This is a genomic window from Pseudomonas taiwanensis (assembly GCF_013393345.1).
Lineage (GTDB): Bacteria > Pseudomonadota > Gammaproteobacteria > Pseudomonadales > Pseudomonadaceae > Metapseudomonas > Metapseudomonas resinovorans_C.
Genome location: NZ_QJRF01000061.1, coordinates 120,971 through 139,394, shown reverse-complemented (window position 1 = coordinate 139,394; position 18,424 = coordinate 120,971). Strand labels below are relative to the sequence as shown.

The 18,424-nt window shown below is 64.2% G+C and carries 15 protein-coding genes; 8 read left to right on the top strand and 7 right to left on the bottom strand.

Features of this window, described 5'->3' with window-relative positions; all coding sequences use genetic code 11:
• Nucleotides 1–33: 33 nt before the first annotated feature.
• A complete protein-coding gene (locus tag DM872_RS15045; RefSeq protein ID WP_179060243.1) occupies nt 34–2,790 on the bottom strand; it encodes an ATP-binding protein in 2,757 nt (918 codons plus the stop codon).
• 115 nt (nt 2,791–2,905) lie between these two features.
• Between DM872_RS15045 and DM872_RS15040 the strand changes: the two genes are divergently transcribed.
• Entirely contained in the window at nt 2,906–3,616 is a 711-nt protein-coding gene (locus tag DM872_RS15040) for a response regulator transcription factor (RefSeq protein WP_179060242.1), read from the top strand.
• A complete protein-coding gene (locus DM872_RS15035; protein WP_179060241.1) occupies nt 3,616–4,956 on the top strand; it encodes a sensor histidine kinase in 1,341 nt (446 codons plus the stop codon). The genes DM872_RS15040 and DM872_RS15035 overlap by 1 nt, the downstream gene beginning before the upstream one ends.
• Here DM872_RS15035 and DM872_RS15030 read toward each other — a convergent pair.
• Both DM872_RS15030 and DM872_RS15025 read right to left on the bottom strand, forming a co-directional pair.
• A complete protein-coding gene (locus tag DM872_RS15030) occupies nt 4,953–5,771 on the bottom strand; it encodes a tetratricopeptide repeat protein (RefSeq protein ID WP_179060240.1) in 819 nt (272 codons plus the stop codon). The two genes, DM872_RS15035 and DM872_RS15030, sit on opposite strands and share 4 nt — an antisense overlap.
• Nucleotides 5,772–5,773: 2 nt before the next feature.
• A complete protein-coding gene (locus tag DM872_RS15025) occupies nt 5,774–6,454 on the bottom strand; it encodes a Fe2+-dependent dioxygenase (protein ID WP_179060239.1) in 681 nt (226 codons plus the stop codon).
• 207 nt (nt 6,455–6,661) lie between these two features.
• Here DM872_RS15025 and DM872_RS15020 point away from each other — a divergent pair, with 207 nt between their 5' ends.
• The 6 genes from DM872_RS15020 (at nt 6,662) to DM872_RS14995 (ending at nt 15,251) form a co-directional block, all read left to right on the top strand.
• Nucleotides 6,662–8,995, top strand: coding sequence for a TonB-dependent receptor (locus tag DM872_RS15020; protein ID WP_179060238.1), 2,334 nt, complete (start codon nt 6,662–6,664; stop codon nt 8,993–8,995).
• A 183-nt stretch (nt 8,996–9,178) separates the two neighbouring features.
• Nucleotides 9,179–10,090, top strand: coding sequence for a cysteine synthase CysM (cysM, locus tag DM872_RS15015; protein WP_077527738.1), 912 nt, complete (start codon nt 9,179–9,181; stop codon nt 10,088–10,090).
• Nucleotides 10,077–11,429, top strand: coding sequence for a 23S rRNA (uracil(1939)-C(5))-methyltransferase RlmD (gene rlmD, locus DM872_RS15010; protein WP_179060237.1), 1,353 nt, complete (start codon nt 10,077–10,079; stop codon nt 11,427–11,429). The genes cysM and rlmD overlap by 14 nt, the downstream gene beginning before the upstream one ends.
• Before the next feature lie 83 nt (nt 11,430–11,512).
• On the top strand, nt 11,513–13,759 hold the full coding sequence (relA, locus tag DM872_RS15005) for a GTP diphosphokinase (protein ID WP_179060236.1): 2,247 nt from the start codon (nt 11,513–11,515) through the stop codon (nt 13,757–13,759).
• Between the two features lie 93 nt (nt 13,760–13,852).
• Nucleotides 13,853–14,683, top strand: coding sequence for a nucleoside triphosphate pyrophosphohydrolase (gene mazG / locus DM872_RS15000; RefSeq protein WP_179060235.1), 831 nt, complete (start codon nt 13,853–13,855; stop codon nt 14,681–14,683).
• A 28-nt stretch (nt 14,684–14,711) separates the two neighbouring features.
• On the top strand, nt 14,712–15,251 hold the full coding sequence (locus DM872_RS14995) for a DUF2058 domain-containing protein (protein ID WP_179060234.1): 540 nt from the start codon (nt 14,712–14,714) through the stop codon (nt 15,249–15,251).
• A 97-nt stretch (nt 15,252–15,348) separates the two neighbouring features.
• Here the strand turns inward: DM872_RS14995 and DM872_RS14990 are convergent, their stop codons facing one another.
• From DM872_RS14990 to purM, 4 genes are all read right to left on the bottom strand, one after another.
• On the bottom strand, nt 15,349–15,624 hold the full coding sequence (locus tag DM872_RS14990; protein WP_044873833.1) for a Rho-binding antiterminator: 276 nt from the start codon (nt 15,622–15,624) through the stop codon (nt 15,349–15,351).
• A 171-nt stretch (nt 15,625–15,795) separates the two neighbouring features.
• Nucleotides 15,796–16,512, bottom strand: a complete 717-nt coding sequence (locus DM872_RS14985; RefSeq protein WP_179060233.1) for a DUF3108 domain-containing protein — start codon at nt 16,510–16,512, stop codon at nt 15,796–15,798.
• Between the two features lie 11 nt (nt 16,513–16,523).
• Nucleotides 16,524–17,174, bottom strand: coding sequence for a phosphoribosylglycinamide formyltransferase (gene purN / locus DM872_RS14980; RefSeq protein WP_179060232.1), 651 nt, complete (start codon nt 17,172–17,174; stop codon nt 16,524–16,526).
• On the bottom strand, nt 17,174–18,232 hold the full coding sequence (purM, locus tag DM872_RS14975) for a phosphoribosylformylglycinamidine cyclo-ligase (RefSeq protein ID WP_179060231.1): 1,059 nt from the start codon (nt 18,230–18,232) through the stop codon (nt 17,174–17,176). The genes purN and purM overlap by 1 nt, the downstream gene beginning before the upstream one ends.
• Nucleotides 18,233–18,424 lie beyond the last annotated feature (192 nt).

Genomic DNA, 18,424 nt, shown 5'->3' with positions numbered 1-18,424 from the left:
AGCTGGCGTCTGGCCACTGCACGTTGCTGTGGGTCAGGCCTCCATTCGCGCCACCTCGGCCAGGCGCGTGATGGCTGCGTCCAGTTCCTCCAGCGCTTGCGGGGCGCTGGGATCGTTCTGTTTGAGCAGGGTTTCGCTGCGCTGGCAGGCGGCGCGCAGTTGCGGCACGCCACAGTAGCGGGTGGCGCCGTGCAGACGGTGGACGCGTTCCAGCAAAGTGGTGCGGTCGCCGCTGCGAGCGGCAAGCTGGATGGCTTCGCGGTCGGCGTCGAGTGAGGCCAGCAACATGGACAGCATGTCCGCGGCCAGGTCCGCCTTGCCGGCGGCCAGGCGCAGTCCTTCCTCCGGGTCCAGCACGTCCAGGCCATCATGGACCCGCCCTTCGCGACCTGGGCGCTGGACGGGCTGGCTACCGAGGCTGAGACCGGTCCACTTGAGCACGACCTGGGCGAGTTGGCGTTCGCCAATGGGCTTGGTCAGGTAGTCGTCCATGCCGCCCTGGAGCAGCGCGCGCTTTTCGTTGGCCAGGGCATGGGCAGTGAGGGCGACGATGGGCACCGGGTCGATGCGCTGGTCGCTTTCCCAGCGGCGGATCGCTTCGGTGGCCTGGGTGCCGTCCATGCCGGGCATCTGTACATCCATGAGGATCAGGTCGAAGCGCTCACGTTGCACGGCTTCGATGGCGTCGAAACCGCTGTCGACCGCGCGCACCTCGGCGCCCATGTCCGTCAGCAGGGTCTGCACCAGCAGCAGGTTGGCGGGATTGTCGTCGACGCAGAGCAGGCGCGGCGCACGGCTGTTGTTCGGTTGCGGTGGCTCGACGCGCGTTTGGCGGGGGATGACCAGGCCGCTCAGGGCCTGTTGCAGCTTGAGTGTGCAGGTGGGCTTGGCCTGCAACTGGCTATGGGCTTCGGGCAGGGCGCGGTGGTAGAGCGCCTGTTCGGTGGTGGGGCAGAGCACCAGGCTCTTGCAGCCGAGTTGCTCGAGGTCCCACACCCGCTGGCTGAGTTGCTCCGGCGAAAGCGCCTGCACATCGGCGCCGATCACGGCGAGGCCGATCGGCCGCTTGCTCAGGCGGCGCGCGGCGACGTCGTCCACCAGAGTGCCGATGCTCGGATAGTCCAGCACTTCCAGGCCGCAATCTTCCAGTTGGTGATGCAGCGACTGGCGCGTCAGTTCCTGCGGTTCCAGGACGGCCACGCGACGCCCTTCCAGATGGGCTTGTACGCCGCTGTCCATCTCGTCCAGCGACTTGGGCAGGCTGAGGGTGATCCAGAACTCCGAACCGACCCCCGGCGTACTGCTGACGCCGATTTCGCCGCCCATCTGCTCGATCAGACGCTTGGAGATGACCAGACCGAGGCCAGTGCCGCCTGCCTGGCGCGAGAGGGAGTTGTCAGCCTGGGTGAAGGCCTGGAAGAGGGCGCGCAAGTCGGCGTCGGTGAGGCCGATACCCGTGTCCTGCACGCTGATGCGCAATTGCGCCAGTTCGTCGTCGCTGTCGTCTTCGAGCATGGCGCGCACGGCAATGCTGCCTTCGCGGGTGAACTTGATGGCATTGCTCACCAGGTTGGTCAGCACCTGCTTGAGGCGCATCGGATCGCCCATCAGCTGCAGCGGGGTATCGCGGTAGACCAGGCTGACCAGTTCCAGGTGCTTCTCGTGGGCGGCCGGGGCGAGGATGGTGAGCGTGTCCTGGATCAGGTCGCGCAGGTTGAAGGGGATGTTTTCGAGGACCAGCTTGCCGGCCTCGATCTTCGAGAAGTCGAGTACCTCGTTGATGATGCCCAGCAGGCTGTCGGCGGATTTCTCGATGGTGGCCAGGTAGTCCTGCTGGCGCGAGGTGAGGTCGCTTTTCTTCAGCAGGTTGGTGAAGCCGAGGATGCCATTGAGCGGGGTACGGATCTCGTGGCTCATGTTGGCGAGGAACTCGGACTTGATGCGGCTGGCCTCCAGGGCTTCCTTGCGCGCCAGGTCCAGCTCGATGTTCTGGATTTCGATTGTCTCGAGGTTCTGGCGGACGTCCTCGGTGGCCTGGTCGATGTTGTGCTGCAGTTCTTCCTGGGCGGTCTGCAGGGCCTCGGCCATGCGGTTGATGCCCGAGGCCAGTTCGTCCAGTTCATGGCTGCCCAGCGGGGGCAGGCGGGTTTCCAGGCGACCCTCCTTGAGCAGCGCCACCCCTTGCTTGATGCGCCTCAGGGGGTCGTTGATCGCTCGGCTCATGCGCAGGGCCAGCAGGGCGGTGACGCCGAGGCCCGTGGTGATCAGCAGCAGGCTGGCCAGCAGGCTGCGATAGCCGCGCAGCAAGGTGCCCTGGTGGGACATTTCCAGTTCGACCCAACCCAGCAGGTTGTCATTGGGCAGTGGCGTCTTGTCGCCGGAAAGCACCCGATGGCGTTCGAACACCGGTTGCAGGAAGCGCGTGGCCTCGGTGTTGCTCGTCAGAGAAAGGTTGTTGCCTTCGCCGTCCGGGCTCTCGTTGAGCATGCGCGGTCCGGCATGGGCGAGGCGCTTGTGGTTGGCTCCGATGAAGCTCACTGCGCGCACGTCGGCCTGGTCCAGCGCGTGGTCGGCGATGCGCTCGAGCAGCACGGCGTCTCCGCGAATCAGGGCGGGAGCGGCGAGGGGCGCCAGGTGTTCGGCGATCATCTGACCGCGTTGCAGCAGCTGGGCCTGCATGTCGGCCTGCTGCACCCAGGTGAAATAGCCGCCCAGTACCAGTGCCAGCAGGCTGGTGGGCAGCAGCGTCAGCATGAGCACGCGGCCCTTGATACCCAGATCCTTGTACACGCCCATCCTCTCCCCATGCGCTTTCCGCGCAGTGTAGCGACCAATTGCATGGGAATCTTGCGGCAGTTTTGTCAGAATTCGCATTCGGCAATAGTTAGCATTTGCAGGTGATTCCATGTTGGCCACTCCTCGCACCCCCGCTCGCATCCTTGCCATCGAGGACGATCCGCTGCTGGCGGCCCATCTGCACGACCATCTGCAGGACCGCGGCTTCGACGTCACTCTCCGCCAGGATGGCGAGGAGGGCCTGGGACTTGCGCGCAATGAAGACTTCGACCTGATCCTCATGGACATCCTGCTGCCCGGCCGCAATGGCCTGGAGGTGCTGGCCAACCTGCGCCGAGAACGCAAGGTGCCGGTGATCCTGATGTCCGCCCTCGGCGCCGAGCAGGACCGCATCGCCGGATTCAGCCAGGGCGCGGACGACTACTTGCCCAAGCCGTTCAGCATGGGGGAGATGGAAGTGCGCATCGAGGCCGTTCTGCGGCGGGTGGCCTATGAACGCGGTGAACCGGAGACCCCGGGCGAGGGCCTGGAGCTGAATTTCGACGAAGGCCGCGCGGATGTTTCCTGTGCGGGGCAATGGGCCGAACTCACACCGACCGAGTACCGCCTGCTGGTGACGTTCTCGCGGCATAGGGAGGAGGCACTGAGCAAGGCCTTCCTTTATCAGCACGTGCTGCACCGGGCCTACTCGCAGCATGACCGCAGCCTGGACATGCACGTCAGCCACATTCGCCGCAAGCTGCAGCGTCTGAGCTACACCGGTAGTCGCCTCGAAACCATCTGGGGCAAGGGCTACGTGATGACCAGCAGGGAAAAATGATGCCGGGGCGCAACTCGCTGTTCTGGAAGCTGGCGATCCTGCTGGCCGGCTTCTGCCTGGCGATGATCGCCCTGACCCTTTCCTGGGGGCAGCACATCGGCGAGCAGACTTCCTATCTCTCGGATGAGGCGAAGACCGTCCTGAGCGGTTACGCGGATCGTGCCGAGTCGGCTTGGCGCCAGGGCGGAGCGAGCGCGGTCGATGCCGTGCAGGCCGAACTGGAGGCTGCCGAGGGCGGCTGGGTGCTGGTGCTGGACCCGCACCTGTTCCCCCTGGGTACCCGTGTGATGACCGCTGACCAGCGCGAGCACCTGAGCTTCATGCGCCAGCTGCACTGGGGCATGGGCCGGCAAACGCCGCAGCCGCGAATCCTCAGCATTCCCTTCAAGGGCGGGGGCGGCCAACTGGTGATGCAATTGCCGCAACGTTTCAGTCCCTGGGGACCGCGGCCGCTGCTGTATTTCCTCGCCTACCGAGTGGCGCCGGTCATTCTCGCGCTGGCGCTCTGCGTCTTTCTCTTCCGTCTGCTGATCGCACCGTTGGCGCGCTTGCGCGAGCAGGCCAACGCGCTCAGTGCCGATGACCTCAGCGCCCGCCTCGGGGCCCCGCTGGCCAACCGTCGCGACGAGTTGGGCGAGCTGGCGCGCGCATTCGACCACATGGCCGGACGTCTGCAAGGCACGGTGGCGTATCAGCGGCGCCTGCTCAGCGACTTGTCCCACGAGTTGCGTACACCACTGAGTCGGCTGCGAGCGGCCAGCGAGCGGGAGGAGAGCCTGGACAGCCTTAGGCAGCGGCTGGAGCGGGAAGTCGGTGTGATGCAGCAACTGGTGGAGAACACACTGGAGCTGGCCTGGCTGGATTCGGAACGACCGCGATTCGCCCAAGAGGCGGTGCACCTGCGTCCGCTATGGGACGTATTGTCCGAAGATGCCAGTTTCGAGACGGGCTGGCCGAAGGAGCGCCTGCATTTCGAACTGGACGAGGATTGCACCGTCAGGGCCAACCTCAATGACCTGGCAAAGGCGCTGGAGAACATGCTGCGCAATGCCATCCGCCATTCGCCGGAAATGGGCCGAATCACCTTGTCCGGCCAGCGCGAAGGCGATTTCTGGTGCCTGAACCTGCGCGACGAAGGCCCTGGTGTACCCGAAGAACAGCTGGAACTGATGTTCGAACCCTTCGCCCGGCTCAACCAGGCGCGTCCGGGAGACGGCGGTTTCGGCCTGGGCCTGAGCATCGCCCGCAGCGCGATCGTCCTGCAGGGTGGGGCGGTTTGGGCGCGCAACCTCGATCCCGGCCTGGGCATGTACCTTCGTCTGCCGGCCTGGCAGGGCTAAGCCATTCCGTTCGGCGCCCCATCGGCCTGTGATAGATAGTTCTGTAGCGCCTCGCCGTCGCTGTCGTCGCCCAGTTCGGCAGCGCGCTGGTAATAGGACAGGGCCAGCGCCTGGATGCGGGGTTCTGGCGCTTTCGTCAGGCTGGCGCGACTGGCACGCAGGAAGTTGAGATTGCCTCCTGCCAATGCGCGCCCCAGCCAGAGGAGGGCTTCATCCACCTCGCCCTGCGCAGCCAACACCGCGGCGAGGCTGAATTGGCCACGGAAGTCGCCCGCCTCGGCGGAGCGGCGATACCAGGTGAAGGCGACCTCGGGATCTGCCTCTACGGTGATGCCCTCCTCGTAGTAGCGCCCCACCAGGTTCATCGATTTGGCATGCCCCAGTTGCGCCGCGCGTAGGTAGAGCGCCAGTGCCTGGCGCTGGTCGCGCTGGACACCACGTCCGGTGGCCAGCAGACCTGCGTAGTTGTACATCCCCCAGTCGAGTCCTGCTGCGGCAGCCGTGCGGAATTGGGTGACGGCACCCGGCAGGTCGATCGAGCCACCCCAGCCCTGTTCCAGGCAGCGGCCGAGCATGTTCCGTGCCATGGCGTCGCCGCGCTCGGCGGCGATCTGGAACCAGGTGCGCGCCAGCGCGGCGTCCTGCTCGATGCCCTGGCCGTCCAGGAGAATCTGGCCGAGCAGCGTTTGTGCTTCGGTCATGCCATCCCGCGCGGCGCCCAGGATGGTGCGGGCGGCCTGGCGCGGGTCGCTGGCCAGCCGTTCACGAAGCTCTTCACTGCTGAGGGTTTCGGTGCGGGTCAGGGTGAAGCTCATGCCTAGACCTCGACCCAGCGGCGCAGGAGGTTGTGGTAGTTGCCGGTGAGCTGGACCAGCGCGGGGTGGTCCGGCACGTCGCGAGCGAGGCTCTGGATGGCCTGGTCCATCTCGAACAGCAGGGTCCGCTGGCTGTCCTCGCGGACCATGCTCTGAATCCAGAAGAACGAGGCGATGCGCTCCCCACGGGTGACAGGCTCCACCTGGTGCAGGCTGTTGGCGGGGTAGATCACCAGGTCGCCGGCGGCCAGTTTCACGCGGTGCGCGCCGTAGGTGTCCTGGATCACCAGGTCACCGCCGTCGTAAGTGTCCGGCTCGCTGAAGAACAGCGTGGCGGAGACATCGGTGCGCACTTGCTCGGGGCTGCCCTTGATCGGTCGCACGGCGTTGTCGATGTGGTAGCCGAAAGTGCCGCCGCCCCGGTAGCGATTGAACAGTGGCGGATAGACCTTGTTCGGCAGGACCGCCGATACGAACAAGGGGTGGTTCCACAGACGTTGCAGCATGGCGCTGCTGATTTCGCGCGCCAGCGGATCGCCTTCGGCCAGCTGCTCATTCTGCTTGGCCTTGGCTGACTGGTACCCCGCTGTGGCCTTGCCGTCTGCCCAGTCTGCCTGCTCCAGGGCCTCGCGGATGCGCGTTGCCTCTTCTGTCGTGAAGATGCCGGGAATGTGCAGGAGCATGGCGGATACCGGGTGATCTGAGTGGGAGGCGAATAGTATTTATTTTCATTCAGCCTGTAAAACCGAGGCGCTGGGGGGCGATTTCGCGTTCGGCGGTGACTTTGTAAATGTTGTAAAAAAGACGCGAATGAGAATTCATACCAATTGTTGCTGTTAATTATTTGAAATAAATTCCGCGGCCTCTGAAATCCCTGGGGAGGGAAAACGATGTCGCGTCATGCTGTGGAACCCACCATCTCGACTCAACGCCTGCTGGCGTCCGCCATTGGCGTAGCCATCGGCGCCATGTCCGCCGCGCCCGTATTGCAAGCGGCCGAGACGAAGAAGGAGAGCGACGGCGTCGTCTCCCTGGATGCCACCTCGGTGGTGGGTGAGAAGTCCGCGGACACCCGCTATCAGGTCGAGCGGGCCTCTTCCCAGAAGTACACCGCGCCGCTGGTGAACACGCCGCGTTCGGTGACCGTGGTACCGCAGCAAGTCATCAAGGACACCGCCGCCGTTTCCCTGCAGGATGCCCTGCGCACCGTGCCGGGCATCACCATGGGCGCGGGCGAGGGTGGCAACCCCCAGGGCGACCGTCCGTTCATTCGTGGTTTCGACGCCCAGAGCGACACTTACCTCGACGGCGTGCGTGACACCGGCTCCCAGACTCGCGAGATCTTCGACATCGAGTCCATCGAAGTCAGCAAGGGCCCGAACTCCTCCTTCGGCGGCCGTGGTTCGGCCGGCGGCAGCATCAACCTGGTGACCAAGAAAGCGCGTCTCGGCGACTTCACCAACGGTGGCTTCACCTGGGGTTCCGACCAGACCCAGCGATACACCGCCGACATCAACCGCCAGTTCCTCGACAGCGCCGCATTCCGCCTCAACCTGATGAGCCACGAGAGCAATGTCGCGGGTCGCGACGAAGTGAACTACGACCGTTGGGGCGTGGCGCCGTCCCTGGCATTCGGCCTGGGCACCGACACCCGCCTGAACCTCGATTTCTACCATATGGAAAGCAACGACCTGCCGGACGCAGGTCTTCCCTATGGCTACTCGGTGGGCACCACTCACACTGCCGCCAACCCGGACAAGCCGGTCGATGGCGGCGACAGCAGCAACTTCTACGGCCTGACCAACCGCGACTTCCGCAAGACCCGCGCGGACATCTCCACCATCAGCTTCGAGCATGATTTCAACGACGCGCTGACCATCAAGAACACCCTGCGTCACGGCAGCAGCATGCAGGACTACATCCTGACCCAGCCGGACGACAGTCAGGGCAACGTGCGCAATGGCACCGTCTGGCGTCGCGTCAACACCCGTGTGAGCAACACGACCACCACCACCAACCAGACCGATCTGTTCGGTGAGTTCCAGCTGTCCGGTCTCAAGCACAGCTTCTCCACCGGCATCGAGTTCACTCGCGAAGAAGGCGATCGTTCTTCTTACACGGTGAACACCGACACCACGCCGGCAACCACAGCCGCCACCACCAACTGCTCCCCGGCAACCATCGGCGCGCCCAGCGGCTACAACTGCACCTCGTTGGCCAACCCGAGCCCGAACGATCCCTGGTCCGGCAGCATCGCGCGCAACTACGCCAGCACCGAGTCCACCGGCGATACCCGCGCCCTCTACGCCTTCGACACCATCGAGCTGGACCCGCAATGGCTGCTGAACCTGGGCCTGCGCTACGACAACTTCCAGACCGACTCCAAGACCAAGTCCGCCGAGGGCGCCACCACCTTCAAGACCTCGGATACCAGCGAGTTCGTCAACGGACAGATCGGCCTGGTCTGGAAACCCACCGAAAACGGCAGCGTCTACGCGTCGTACGCCACCTCCGCCACACCGCCTGGCACCATGCTTGGCGAGGGTCAGGAAGGTAACCCGCTGGACACTTCCGTCGGCACACCGACCAGCATCGTCAGCGACCTGGAGCCGGAAGAGACCACCAACTACGAGTTGGGCACCAAGTGGGACCTGCTGGACCAGCGCCTGTCGCTGACCGCGGCGATCTTCCGCACCGAGAAGGACAACACCCGCGTCCTGGTCAGCAACTACACCTATGAGAACGCCGGCAAGACCCGCGTCGACGGTATCGAGCTGACCGCCAGCGGCAACCTCACCGACAAGTGGCAGGTCTTCGCCGGTTACAGCTACCTCGACAGCGAAGTGGTCGATCCGGGCGCGGTGGGCAACCGCAGCGGCGTCGTGACCAGCAGCATCAACCCGGCCAAGGGCAACGAACTGCCCAACACGCCAAAGAACAGCTTCAGCCTGTGGACCACCTATGAAGTGCTGCCGGACCTGACCATCGGGGGCGGTGCCTTCTATGTGGACGACGTCTTCGGCGATACCAACAACACGCTGTACGTACCGTCCTACTGGCGCTACGACGCCATGGCCAGCTACAAGCTGACGAAGAACGTTGACCTGCAACTGAACGTGCAGAACCTCACCGACGAGGTCTACTACGACAAGGCCTATTCGGCCCACTTCGCCAACCAGGCGGCTGGCCGTACCGCGCTGCTCACCACCAGCATGCACTTCTGACAGAAGCAAGCAGAAGCCCCGGCCGGGAAACCCGCCGGGGCTTTCGCTTTCCGGGGAATGGGAAATGCCTTTCCGCTACATATATATAGCTGCACGCCATAAGCCGAAACGCACGCGCGATATGGAGTTGCACGGTTTGCCGCTATCATATGCACCCCCTGCGTCTGGATTGCGAAACCCGCCATGACCCTGCAGTACCCCACAATCGCCGATTGCATCGGCCACACCCCGCTGGTGCGTTTGCAGCGCCTGGCTGGCGAAACCAGCAATACCCTCCTGGTCAAGCTCGAAGGCAACAACCCCGCCGGTTCCGTCAAGGACCGTCCGGCGCTGTCGATGATCACTCGCGCGGAACTGCGCGGTGACATCCAGCCCGGCGATACCCTGATCGAGGCCACCTCCGGCAACACCGGTATCGCCCTCGCCATGGCTGCGGCCATCAAGGGCTACAAGATGATGCTGATCATGCCGGACAACATGAGCGCCGAACGCAAGGCCGCCATGACCGCCTACGGCGCCGAGCTGATCCTGGTAAGCCGCGAAGAGGGCATGGAAGGTGCTCGCGATCTCGCCGAAAGCCTGCAGCGCGGTGGCCGTGGCAAGGTGCTGGACCAGTTCGCCAATGGCGACAACCCGGAAGCCCACTACGTCGGCACCGGTCCGGAAATCTGGCAGCAAACCCAGGGCACCATCACCCATTTCGTCAGCTCCATGGGCACCACCGGCACCATCATGGGCGTGTCGCGTTACCTCAAGGAGCAGAACCCGAATATCCAGATCGTCGGCCTGCAGCCGCAGGAAGGTTCGGCCATCCCCGGCATCCGCCGCTGGCCGCAGGAATACCTGCCGAAGATCTACCAGGCCGACCGGGTCGATCGCGTGGTCGACATGGCCCAGATCGAAGCCGAAGAAACCATGCGCCGCCTGGCCCGCGAAGAAGGCATCTTCTGCGGCGTCTCCTCCGGCGGTGCGGTGGCCGCGATGTTGCGCCTGTCCCGCGAAGTCGAGAACGCCGTGATGGTGGCGATCATCTGCGACCGCGGAGATCGTTATCTCTCTACTGGCATTTACGAAGACCCCAATGTCCCGGCGTAACACCGGCCTGCGCTTCCAGCCCAGCGGCGGAGCGCGGAGCCAGCAAGTTCCGGTTGGCAAGAAGCAGCGCTTGGTCATCGAGCGCCTGGCCAACGACGGACGCGGCATTGCTTTCGTCGAAGGACGCACCTGGTTCGTATCCGGTGCGCTGCCCGAGGAAGAGGTGGAAGCCCGTGTGCTCGCTGCTCGGAGCCAGGTCGTGGAGGCTCGTGCTGAACGCGTATTCAGGGCCAACGCGATGCGTCTGGTGCCGCCTTGTGCCCATGCCGGCCAGTGCGGCGGTTGCACGCTGCAACACTTGCCCCATGCCGAACAGCTCGCCCTGAAACAGCGCACGCTGGCTGAACAGCTGGAGCGTTTCGCCGACCTTCAGCCCCAGGAATGGGTGGCCCCACTTGTGGGGACCGAATTCGGTTATCGGCGCCGCGCTCGCATCGCGGTGCGCTGGGATGCCAAGGCGCGTCAGCTGGAAGTCGGATTCCGCGCGGCTTCCAGCCAGGCGATAGTCGGGATCAAGGATTGCCAGGTGCTGGTACAGCCCTTGCAACCGTTGATGCGGGCATTGCCCGAGCTGCTCCGGCGCCTGGAGAAACCCCAGGCGCTCGGGCATGTGGAGCTGTTCCACGGCACCGCATCGGCGTTGCTGCTGCGTCATACCCAGCCGCTGGGTGAGGCCGACCTGCAGCGACTGCGTGAGTTTTGCGCGACGTACCAGGCGCAGCTCTGGCTGCACGGCGAGGGTGAACCTCAGCCGGATCAGCCCGATGTGCATCTGGGCTATCGCCTGGATCGCTGGAACCTGGAGCTTGAATATCGCCCCGGCGATTTCGTCCAGGTGAATGAAGCGGTCAACGAGGCAATGGTGGCGCAGGCGCTAGACTGGATGAAGCCGCAGCCGGGCGACCGGGTGCTGGATCTGTTCTGTGGGCTCGGCAACTTCGCCCTGCCGCTGGCGCGCCAGGTGCGCGAGGTGGTGGCGGTGGAAGGCGTGGAGACCATGGTGCAACGGGCGCGCGGCAATGCCGCTGCCAATGGCCTGGAGAATGTGCACTTCTTCCAGGCCGACCTGTCGAACCCCCTGGCCGATGCGTCCTGGGCCCGACAGGGATTTGATGCCGTGTTGCTCGATCCGCCACGGGACGGCGCTTACGAAGCCGTTCGGCAGATCGCTGCAACCGGCGCACAACGAGTGGTCTATGTATCCTGCAACCCGTCGACCCTGGCGCGTGACAGTGCCGAACTGGTCAAGCAGGGATACCAGCTGAAGAAGGCCGGGATTCTCGACATGTTTCCTCAAACGGCCCATGTCGAGGCCATGGCGTTATTCGAGGTGGGCTAGGAAGCCCGCGTAATCCGACCAGCACGACAGAGGCTGGCGACAATTCGACGTGAGGGGTTCACGTCGTAGGGAAGGTAGGCAAGATGGTACAGGTGAGAGCGCAACAGCCGGTCAATACGGACGGCAGCATCAACCTCGAGGCATGGCTGGACCATGTCATCAGCCTCGATCCGGTGCTCGACCGCGCGGTCCTCAAGGAGGCGTGCGAGTTCGCCCGCGACGCCGAACAACAGGCCATCGCCGCGCAGAACAGCTGGGCGGAGGGCAACTCGAGTTTCCAGACGGGTCTGGAGATCGCCGAGATCCTCGCTGACCTGAAGCTGGACCAGGAGTCGCTGGTGGCCGCGGTGATCTACCGTGGCGTGCGTGAAGGCAAGGTCCAGCTGCAGGCCGTGCAACAACGCTTCGGTCCGGTGGTCGCCAAGCTGATCGAAGGCGTGCTGCGCATGGCCGCCATCAGCGCCAGCCTCAATCCCCGGCAATCCATGGTCCTCGGCACCCAGGCGCAGGTGGAGAACCTGCGCAAGATGCTGGTGGCCATGGTCGATGACGTACGTGTCGCGCTGATCAAGCTGGCCGAGCGTACCTGTGCCATTCGTGAAGTGAAGAACACCGACGAGGAAAAGCGGCATCGCGTCGCCCGCGAGGTGTTCGATATCTACGCGCCGCTCGCCCACCGCCTTGGCATCGGTCACATCAAATGGGAGCTGGAGGACCTGTCCTTCCGCTACCTGGAGCCGGAGCAGTACAAGCAGATCGCCAAGCTGCTCCATGAGCGCCGCCTCGACCGCGAGCAGTACATCGCCGATGTGATGAAGCAGCTTCGCGAAGAGCTGGCTGCCACCGGCATCAAGGCCGACATCAGCGGTCGTGCCAAGCACATCTATTCCATCTGGCGGAAGATGCAGCGCAAGGGCCTGCAGTTCAGCCAGATCTACGACGTGCGCGCCGTGCGCGTGCTGGTGCCCGAGGTGCGTGATTGCTACACCGCGCTCGGTATCGTGCACACCCTCTGGCGGCACATTCCCAAGGAATTCGACGACTACATCGCCAACCCCAAGGAGAACGGCTACCGCTCCCTGCACACCGCAGTGATCGGCCCGGACGGCAAGGTACTGGAAGTGCAGATCCGCACCCACGCCATGCACGAGGAAGCCGAGCTCGGGGTCTGCGCCCACTGGCGCTACAAGGGCACGGACGTCAAATCGAGTTCGGACCACTACGAAGAAAAGATCGCCTGGCTGCGCCAGGTGCTCGAATGGCACGAGGAACTGGGCGACATCGGCGGCCTGGCCGAGCAGTTGCGGGTGGATATCGAGCCTGACCGGGTCTATGTCTTCACCCCGGATGGCCACGCCATCGACCTGCCCAAGGGCGCCACGCCGCTGGACTTCGCCTACCGCGTGCACACCGAGATCGGCCACAACTGCCGCGGGGCCAAGGTCAACGGTCGTATCGTGCCGCTGAACTACGGACTGCAGACCGGCGAGCAGGTGGAGATCATCACCGGCAAGCACGGTGCGCCTAGCCGCGATTGGCTGAACCCGAACCTCGGCTACATCACCACCTCCCGTGCCCGGGCGAAGATCGTCCACTGGTTCAAGCTGCAGGCCCGCGATCAGAACGTCGCAGCGGGCAAGGCGATGCTCGAGCGCGAACTGTCGCGCCTGGCATTGCCGCCGGTGGACTTCGAGAAACTCGCCGAGAAGTGCAACCTGCGCACCGCCGAAGACATGCACGCGGCGCTGGGTGCGGGCGACCTGCGCCTGGCCCATGTGGTCAACTGCGCCCAGGCGCTGGTGGAGCCGGAGCGTGGACACAGCGAGCAGCTGGAGCTGATTCCGCGCCGGCCTTCCCAGTACAAGCCGGGCAAGCGCGGCGACGTGCAGATCCAGGGCGTGGGCAACCTGCTCACGCAGATGGCCGGCTGCTGCCAGCCGCTGCCGGGCGATCCCATCGTGGGCTACATCACCCTCGGCCGTGGTGTCAGCATTCACCGTCAGGACTGTCCGTCGGCGCTGCAATTGGCCGGCCGCGAGCCCGAGCGGATGATCCAGGTGAGCTGGGGCCCGGTGCCGGTACAGACCTATCCGGTGGACATCATCATTCGCGCCTACGACCGTTCCGGCCTGCTGCGTGACGTCTCCCAGGTGCTGCTCAACGAGCGCATCAACGTGCTGGCGGTGAATACCCGCTCGAACAAGGAAGACAACACCGCCGCCATGATGCTGACCATCGAGATTCCTGGTCTGGATGCGCTGGGTCGCCTGTTGGCGCGGATTTCCCAACTGCCCAACATTATCGAAGCACGCCGTAACCGGGCCGCCTGACGTAGGATGGTCCGAGCTGGCGAGGCCCAACGCCCATGTTGGGCTTCGCTCCGCTCTGCACCAACCTACGGAAGATCCCCACAGGATTCCTTCATGTACCAACTCAACGACCTGCTGCACCTCATGGCCCGGCTGCGCGACCCGCAATACGGCTGTCCCTGGGACCTCAAGCAGGACTACGCCAGCATCGTCCCGCACACAATCGAAGAAGCCTACGAGGTGGCGGACGCCATCGAGCGCGGCGACTTCGATCATCTGCCGGGCGAGCTCGGTGACCTGCTGTTCCAGGTGGTCTATTACAGCCAACTGGCGAAGGAGGAGGGGCGCTTCGAATTCGCCGGTGTGGTGGATGCCATCACCCGCAAACTGGTCCGTCGTCATCCTCACGTCTTCCCCGACGGCGACCTTTACGGCGCGCCGGACATGGCCCGGCTGGAAGAGGCGGCGATCAAGCAGCGCTGGGAAGAGATCAAGGCCGAGGAGCGCGCGGAGAAGGCGGCCGCGCCCGAACAGCTTTCACTGCTGGACGACGTACCGACGGCATTGCCGGCCCTGAGCCGCGCCGCCAAGCTGCAGAAGCGCGCGGCCCAGGTGGGCTTCGACTGGCCCGAGGCGCTGCCGGTAGTCGACAAGCTCCGCGAAGAGCTGGACGAGGTGCTGGAGGCCATGAGCGAGAACGACCCGCAGGCCATCGCGGATGAGGTGGGTGACCTGTTGTTCGTGGTGGTCAATCTGGCCCGACACCTGAAGGTCGATCCTGAAACCGCCCTGCGTGGCGCCAATGCAAAATTCGACCGTCGCTTCCGTTTTATCGAACAGGCATTGCGCGAGGCGGGTCGTCCCATCGAAGATTGCACCCTGGAAGAACTGGATGCCCTCTGGGGCGAAGCCAAGAAGCAGGAAAAACTCAGCCTTGGCTGCTAGCTGATAACTCGAGAGACCGAATTCCTTTATGAGCCTTTCCCTCCGCGACCAGCTGCTGAAAGCCGGGCTGGTGAACGAAAAGCAGGTCAAACAGGCCGGCAAGCAGCAACAGAAACAACAGCGCCTGGAGAAGAAGAACCAGGTCGAGAAGGACGACAGCCTGCGCCAGGCCACCTTGCAGGCCCAGGCCGAGAAGGCCGCCCGCGATCAGGAGCTGAATCGCCAGCAGCAGGAAAAGGCCGACCAGAAGGCCAAGGCAGCGCAGATCAAGCAACTGATCGAAAGCTCCCGCCTGCCGAAGCTGACCACAGACGACTACTACAACTTCGTCGACGAGAAGAAGGTCAAGCGCATCGCCGTCAACGCCATGCTGCGTGACAAGCTGAGCCGCGGCTCGCTAGCGGTCGTCCGCCATGGCGGCGGCTACGAGATCATTCCCCGCGATGCCGCCCTGCGCATCCAGGAGCGTGACCCGCGTCGGGTGGTGCTACTCAACACCCAGACCGAAGAGCCGGATGCCGATGATCCGTACGCGGCCTACAAGGTGCCGGACGACCTGATGTGGTGATGTGAAGAAACCGGGCCTTGTGCCCGGTTTTTCATTTGAACGAGGAGAACCACGTCCTGATGCCGGAGCGTCTACCCTATCGCGCTGGCGCCGCGCTTCAACAAATCTGGTTCCCCAATAACACCCGCCCGAAACTCGCCCCCTCCGTTAGCGGCGTTATCGCCGTGATCTGGTCCAGCCGCAGGCGCTCCTGACCCCCTTCGTTCTGCACGATGAGGAACTCCTCCTTGTCCGGGGTCGTCAGGGTGGTCATGGCGCGGGCGTCCAGGCGCGCGCCGCCGGCCAGCTCGATGTGCAACTGGTAGCGATGCAGGCAGGCGATCTCGATGTAGTCGTAGAGGTCGCAGGAAAGCGGCAAGTATTCCTCGTTCATGGCAGTTTCCTCTGCGGCATGTCGGATGAACAGCATAGGCACTGTGCGTGTGCCATGGCTTTCCTTCCAGTATCGGCCTGTTTCGCCCATCGAGGGCCTGACCAAGGTTCGGCGGGTTCCTGCGGGCACAAAAAACCGGGCGCTTGGCCCGGTTCTTCGTGAGGGAGGGTGTTACTCCTGCAGGCCTTTTACCGCCTTGCCGTTCACCGTGCCCTCCTTGAGCATGATCTGGTATTCCTTGCCGTCCTTCTCCACCTGATGCAGGCGGACCAGCAGGTAATCCCAGTCCTTGGCGAACCAGAGCACGGTCTTGCGGCTGCTCTGGGTGGGGTCACGCACACGCTCGACCTTGATCGCCTCCACGAGGCCGGCCTTGGTGGGTACACGCTCTTCGCCCAGTACGCGGAAGTCGTAGGTTTCGATCTCGTCACCGTCGATCACCTGGTAGCTCATGCTCTTCTTGCCGTCGGCGACGTCATGTTGGAGCACCAGCTGGTAGGTGGATTTGTCCTGCAAGCCACGGTTCAGGGGCAGGCGCACCTGATTGCCGCGGTCGGTGCCGATGATCTGCTTCTGGGCCCAGTCGAAATCGAACTCCACCTGCTTGCTCTTGCCCAGACCACTGCGGCTGAAGCGGTAGGTCAGGGGCAGGAAGGCATTGTTTTCGAGGCGGAAGGTGCTCACTTCGCTGAGGCTGGCGACCAGCATGGAAGCTTCGAAGTCCAGCTCCCAGCGGCCGTTGTCGAGCTGTTTGAGGCTGCGACCGGCAGTACCGCTGACGGGCAGCTGTTTCCAGTCGGCGGTGTAGCTGGCCTCGAAGGGTTTCAGCTCGGCCGCCACGCTGGGCAGGGTCACGAGGGCGAGGAGCAACAGCAAGGCACGACGCATTGGCGAATCTCCTAGTTACGCAATTGTTGCCCCGAGGGAGGCAACGCTTTTCCATCCATTTCGGCGCCGTTCTGGCCCAGGCGCAGTGTGCCTTCGGCAAACCAGCGCATGGCCAGCGGATAAATGCGGTGTTCCTGTACATGAACCCGCTGGGCCAGGCTATCCGGCGTGTCGTCCGACTCTACCGGGATCAGGGCCTGCACTACCAGAGGGCCACCATCAAGTTCTTCGGTGACGAAGTGCACGCTGCAGCCATGCTCGGAGTCGCCGGCTTCCAGCGCGCGCTGGTGGGTGTGCAATCCCTTGTACTTGGGCAACAGCGAGGGATGAATGTTCAGCAGGCGTCCGTGGTAGTGACGCACGAAACCGGGCGTGAGAATCCGCATGAAACCCGCCAGCACCACCAGTTGCGGTGCGTAGGCGTCGATGGCTTCGATCAGGGCGGCATCGAAGGCTTCGCGGTCGGCGTAGGCCTTGTGGTCGAGTACCCCGGTGTCGATGCCGGCCTTCTTCGCCCGCTCCAGGCCGAAGGCATCGGCGCGGTTGGAGATCACCGCGCGGATGCGTGCCGGATGGTCGTCGCCGGTGATGCTGTCGATCAGCGCCTGCAGGTTGCTGCCGGAACCGGAGATCAGCACCACCACATCACAGCGTGCAACCATCAGTGGCTCTTCAGATTGTTCAGTACGACGCGTTCGGCACCTTCGGCGGCCGCAGCGATTTCACCGATGACCCAAGGCTGTTCGCCAGCGGCACGCAGGACCTTGAGCGCGGCGTCGGCCTGCTCCGGCGCAACGCAGATGACCATGCCCACGCCGCAGTTCAGCACGCGGTGCATTTCGGTCTCGTCGACGTTGCCTTGTTCCTGCAGCCAGTCGAATACCACCGGACGCTGCCAGCTGGCCACGTCGATCACGGCCTGGGCGTTGTCCGGCAGGACGCGCGGAATGTTGTCCAGCAGGCCGCCACCGGTGATGTGGGCCATGGCTTTTACCGCGCCGGTTTCCTTGATCAGCTGCAGCAGCGGCTTGACGTAGATGCGGGTCGGGGCCATCAGCAGGTCGGCCAGGGGCTTGCCGTCGAGCTGGACCTGCTCGATATCGACGCCGCTGACTTCGATGATCTTGCGGATCAGCGAGTAGCCGTTGGAGTGCGGGCCGGAGGAGGGCAGGGCGATCAGGGTGTCGCCGGTGCGGACCTTGGAGCCGTCGATGATCTCGGCTTTTTCTACCACGCCGACACAGAAACCGGCCAGGTCGTAGTCTTCGCCTTCGTACATGCCGGGCATTTCGGCAGTTTCGCCGCCCACCAGGGAGCAGCCGGCCAGTTCGCAGCCGGCGCCGATGCCGGTGACCACGGTAGCGGCCACGTCAACATTGAGCTTGCCGGTGGCGTAGTAGTCGAGGAAGAACAGCGGCTCGGCGCCGCAGACCACGAGGTCGTTCACGCACATGGCCACGAGGTCCTGGCCGATGCTGTCGTGCTTGTTCAGATTCAACGCCAGGCGCAGCTTGGTGCCGACGCCGTCGGTGCCGGACACCAGGACCGGCTGCTTGTAGCCTGCCGGGATTTCGCAGAGGGCGCCGAAGCCACCCAGGCCGCCCATCACTTCCGGGCGCGCGGTGCGCTTGGCCACGCCTTTGATGCGTTCGACCAGGGCTTCACCAGCGTCGATGTCTACACCGGCGTCCTTGTAGCTCAGGGAGGGTTGCTTGCTCATAAATCCAGGCCTATAGGGGGAAATTCGAGGATCGACCGGCAAGTCTGGCTGCCGGTTTGCGAAGGCGCGCGATTTTATCAGGCTTGCCCGGTAGCGGCCATCGGCAGCGGTCGGCCCCGGGGATAAAACAGTGTGAAAACGCCTGCGTTGCCGTGGAGGAAGTGGCTGATTAAGGTATAGCCCTTCGATTGC

What these genes read in the sequence shown, in the direction of transcription:
- purM (WP_179060231.1), bottom strand. Translation starts at nt 18,232, where the DNA reads ATGAGCAAGCAACCCTCCCTGAGCTACAAGGACGCCGGTGTAGACATC.
- DM872_RS15040 (WP_179060242.1), top strand. Translation starts at nt 2,906, where the DNA reads ATGTTGGCCACTCCTCGCACCCCCGCTCGCATCCTTGCCATCGAGGAC.
- DM872_RS15030 (WP_179060240.1), bottom strand. Translation starts at nt 5,771, where the DNA reads ATGAGCTTCACCCTGACCCGCACCGAAACCCTCAGCAGTGAAGAGCTT.
- rlmD (WP_179060237.1), top strand. Translation starts at nt 10,077, where the DNA reads ATGTCCCGGCGTAACACCGGCCTGCGCTTCCAGCCCAGCGGCGGAGCG.
- DM872_RS14985 (WP_179060233.1), bottom strand. Translation starts at nt 16,512, where the DNA reads ATGCGTCGTGCCTTGCTGTTGCTCCTCGCCCTCGTGACCCTGCCCAGC.
- DM872_RS15035 (WP_179060241.1), top strand. Translation starts at nt 3,616, where the DNA reads ATGCCGGGGCGCAACTCGCTGTTCTGGAAGCTGGCGATCCTGCTGGCC.
- DM872_RS14990 (WP_044873833.1), bottom strand. Translation starts at nt 15,624, where the DNA reads ATGAACGAGGAATACTTGCCGCTTTCCTGCGACCTCTACGACTACATC.
- DM872_RS15020 (WP_179060238.1), top strand. Translation starts at nt 6,662, where the DNA reads ATGTCGCGTCATGCTGTGGAACCCACCATCTCGACTCAACGCCTGCTG.
- relA (WP_179060236.1), top strand. Translation starts at nt 11,513, where the DNA reads ATGGTACAGGTGAGAGCGCAACAGCCGGTCAATACGGACGGCAGCATC.
- cysM (WP_077527738.1), top strand. Translation starts at nt 9,179, where the DNA reads ATGACCCTGCAGTACCCCACAATCGCCGATTGCATCGGCCACACCCCG.
- mazG (WP_179060235.1), top strand. Translation starts at nt 13,853, where the DNA reads ATGTACCAACTCAACGACCTGCTGCACCTCATGGCCCGGCTGCGCGAC.
- DM872_RS14995 (WP_179060234.1), top strand. Translation starts at nt 14,712, where the DNA reads ATGAGCCTTTCCCTCCGCGACCAGCTGCTGAAAGCCGGGCTGGTGAAC.
- DM872_RS15025 (WP_179060239.1), bottom strand. Translation starts at nt 6,454, where the DNA reads ATGCTCCTGCACATTCCCGGCATCTTCACGACAGAAGAGGCAACGCGC.
- purN (WP_179060232.1), bottom strand. Translation starts at nt 17,174, where the DNA reads ATGGTTGCACGCTGTGATGTGGTGGTGCTGATCTCCGGTTCCGGCAGC.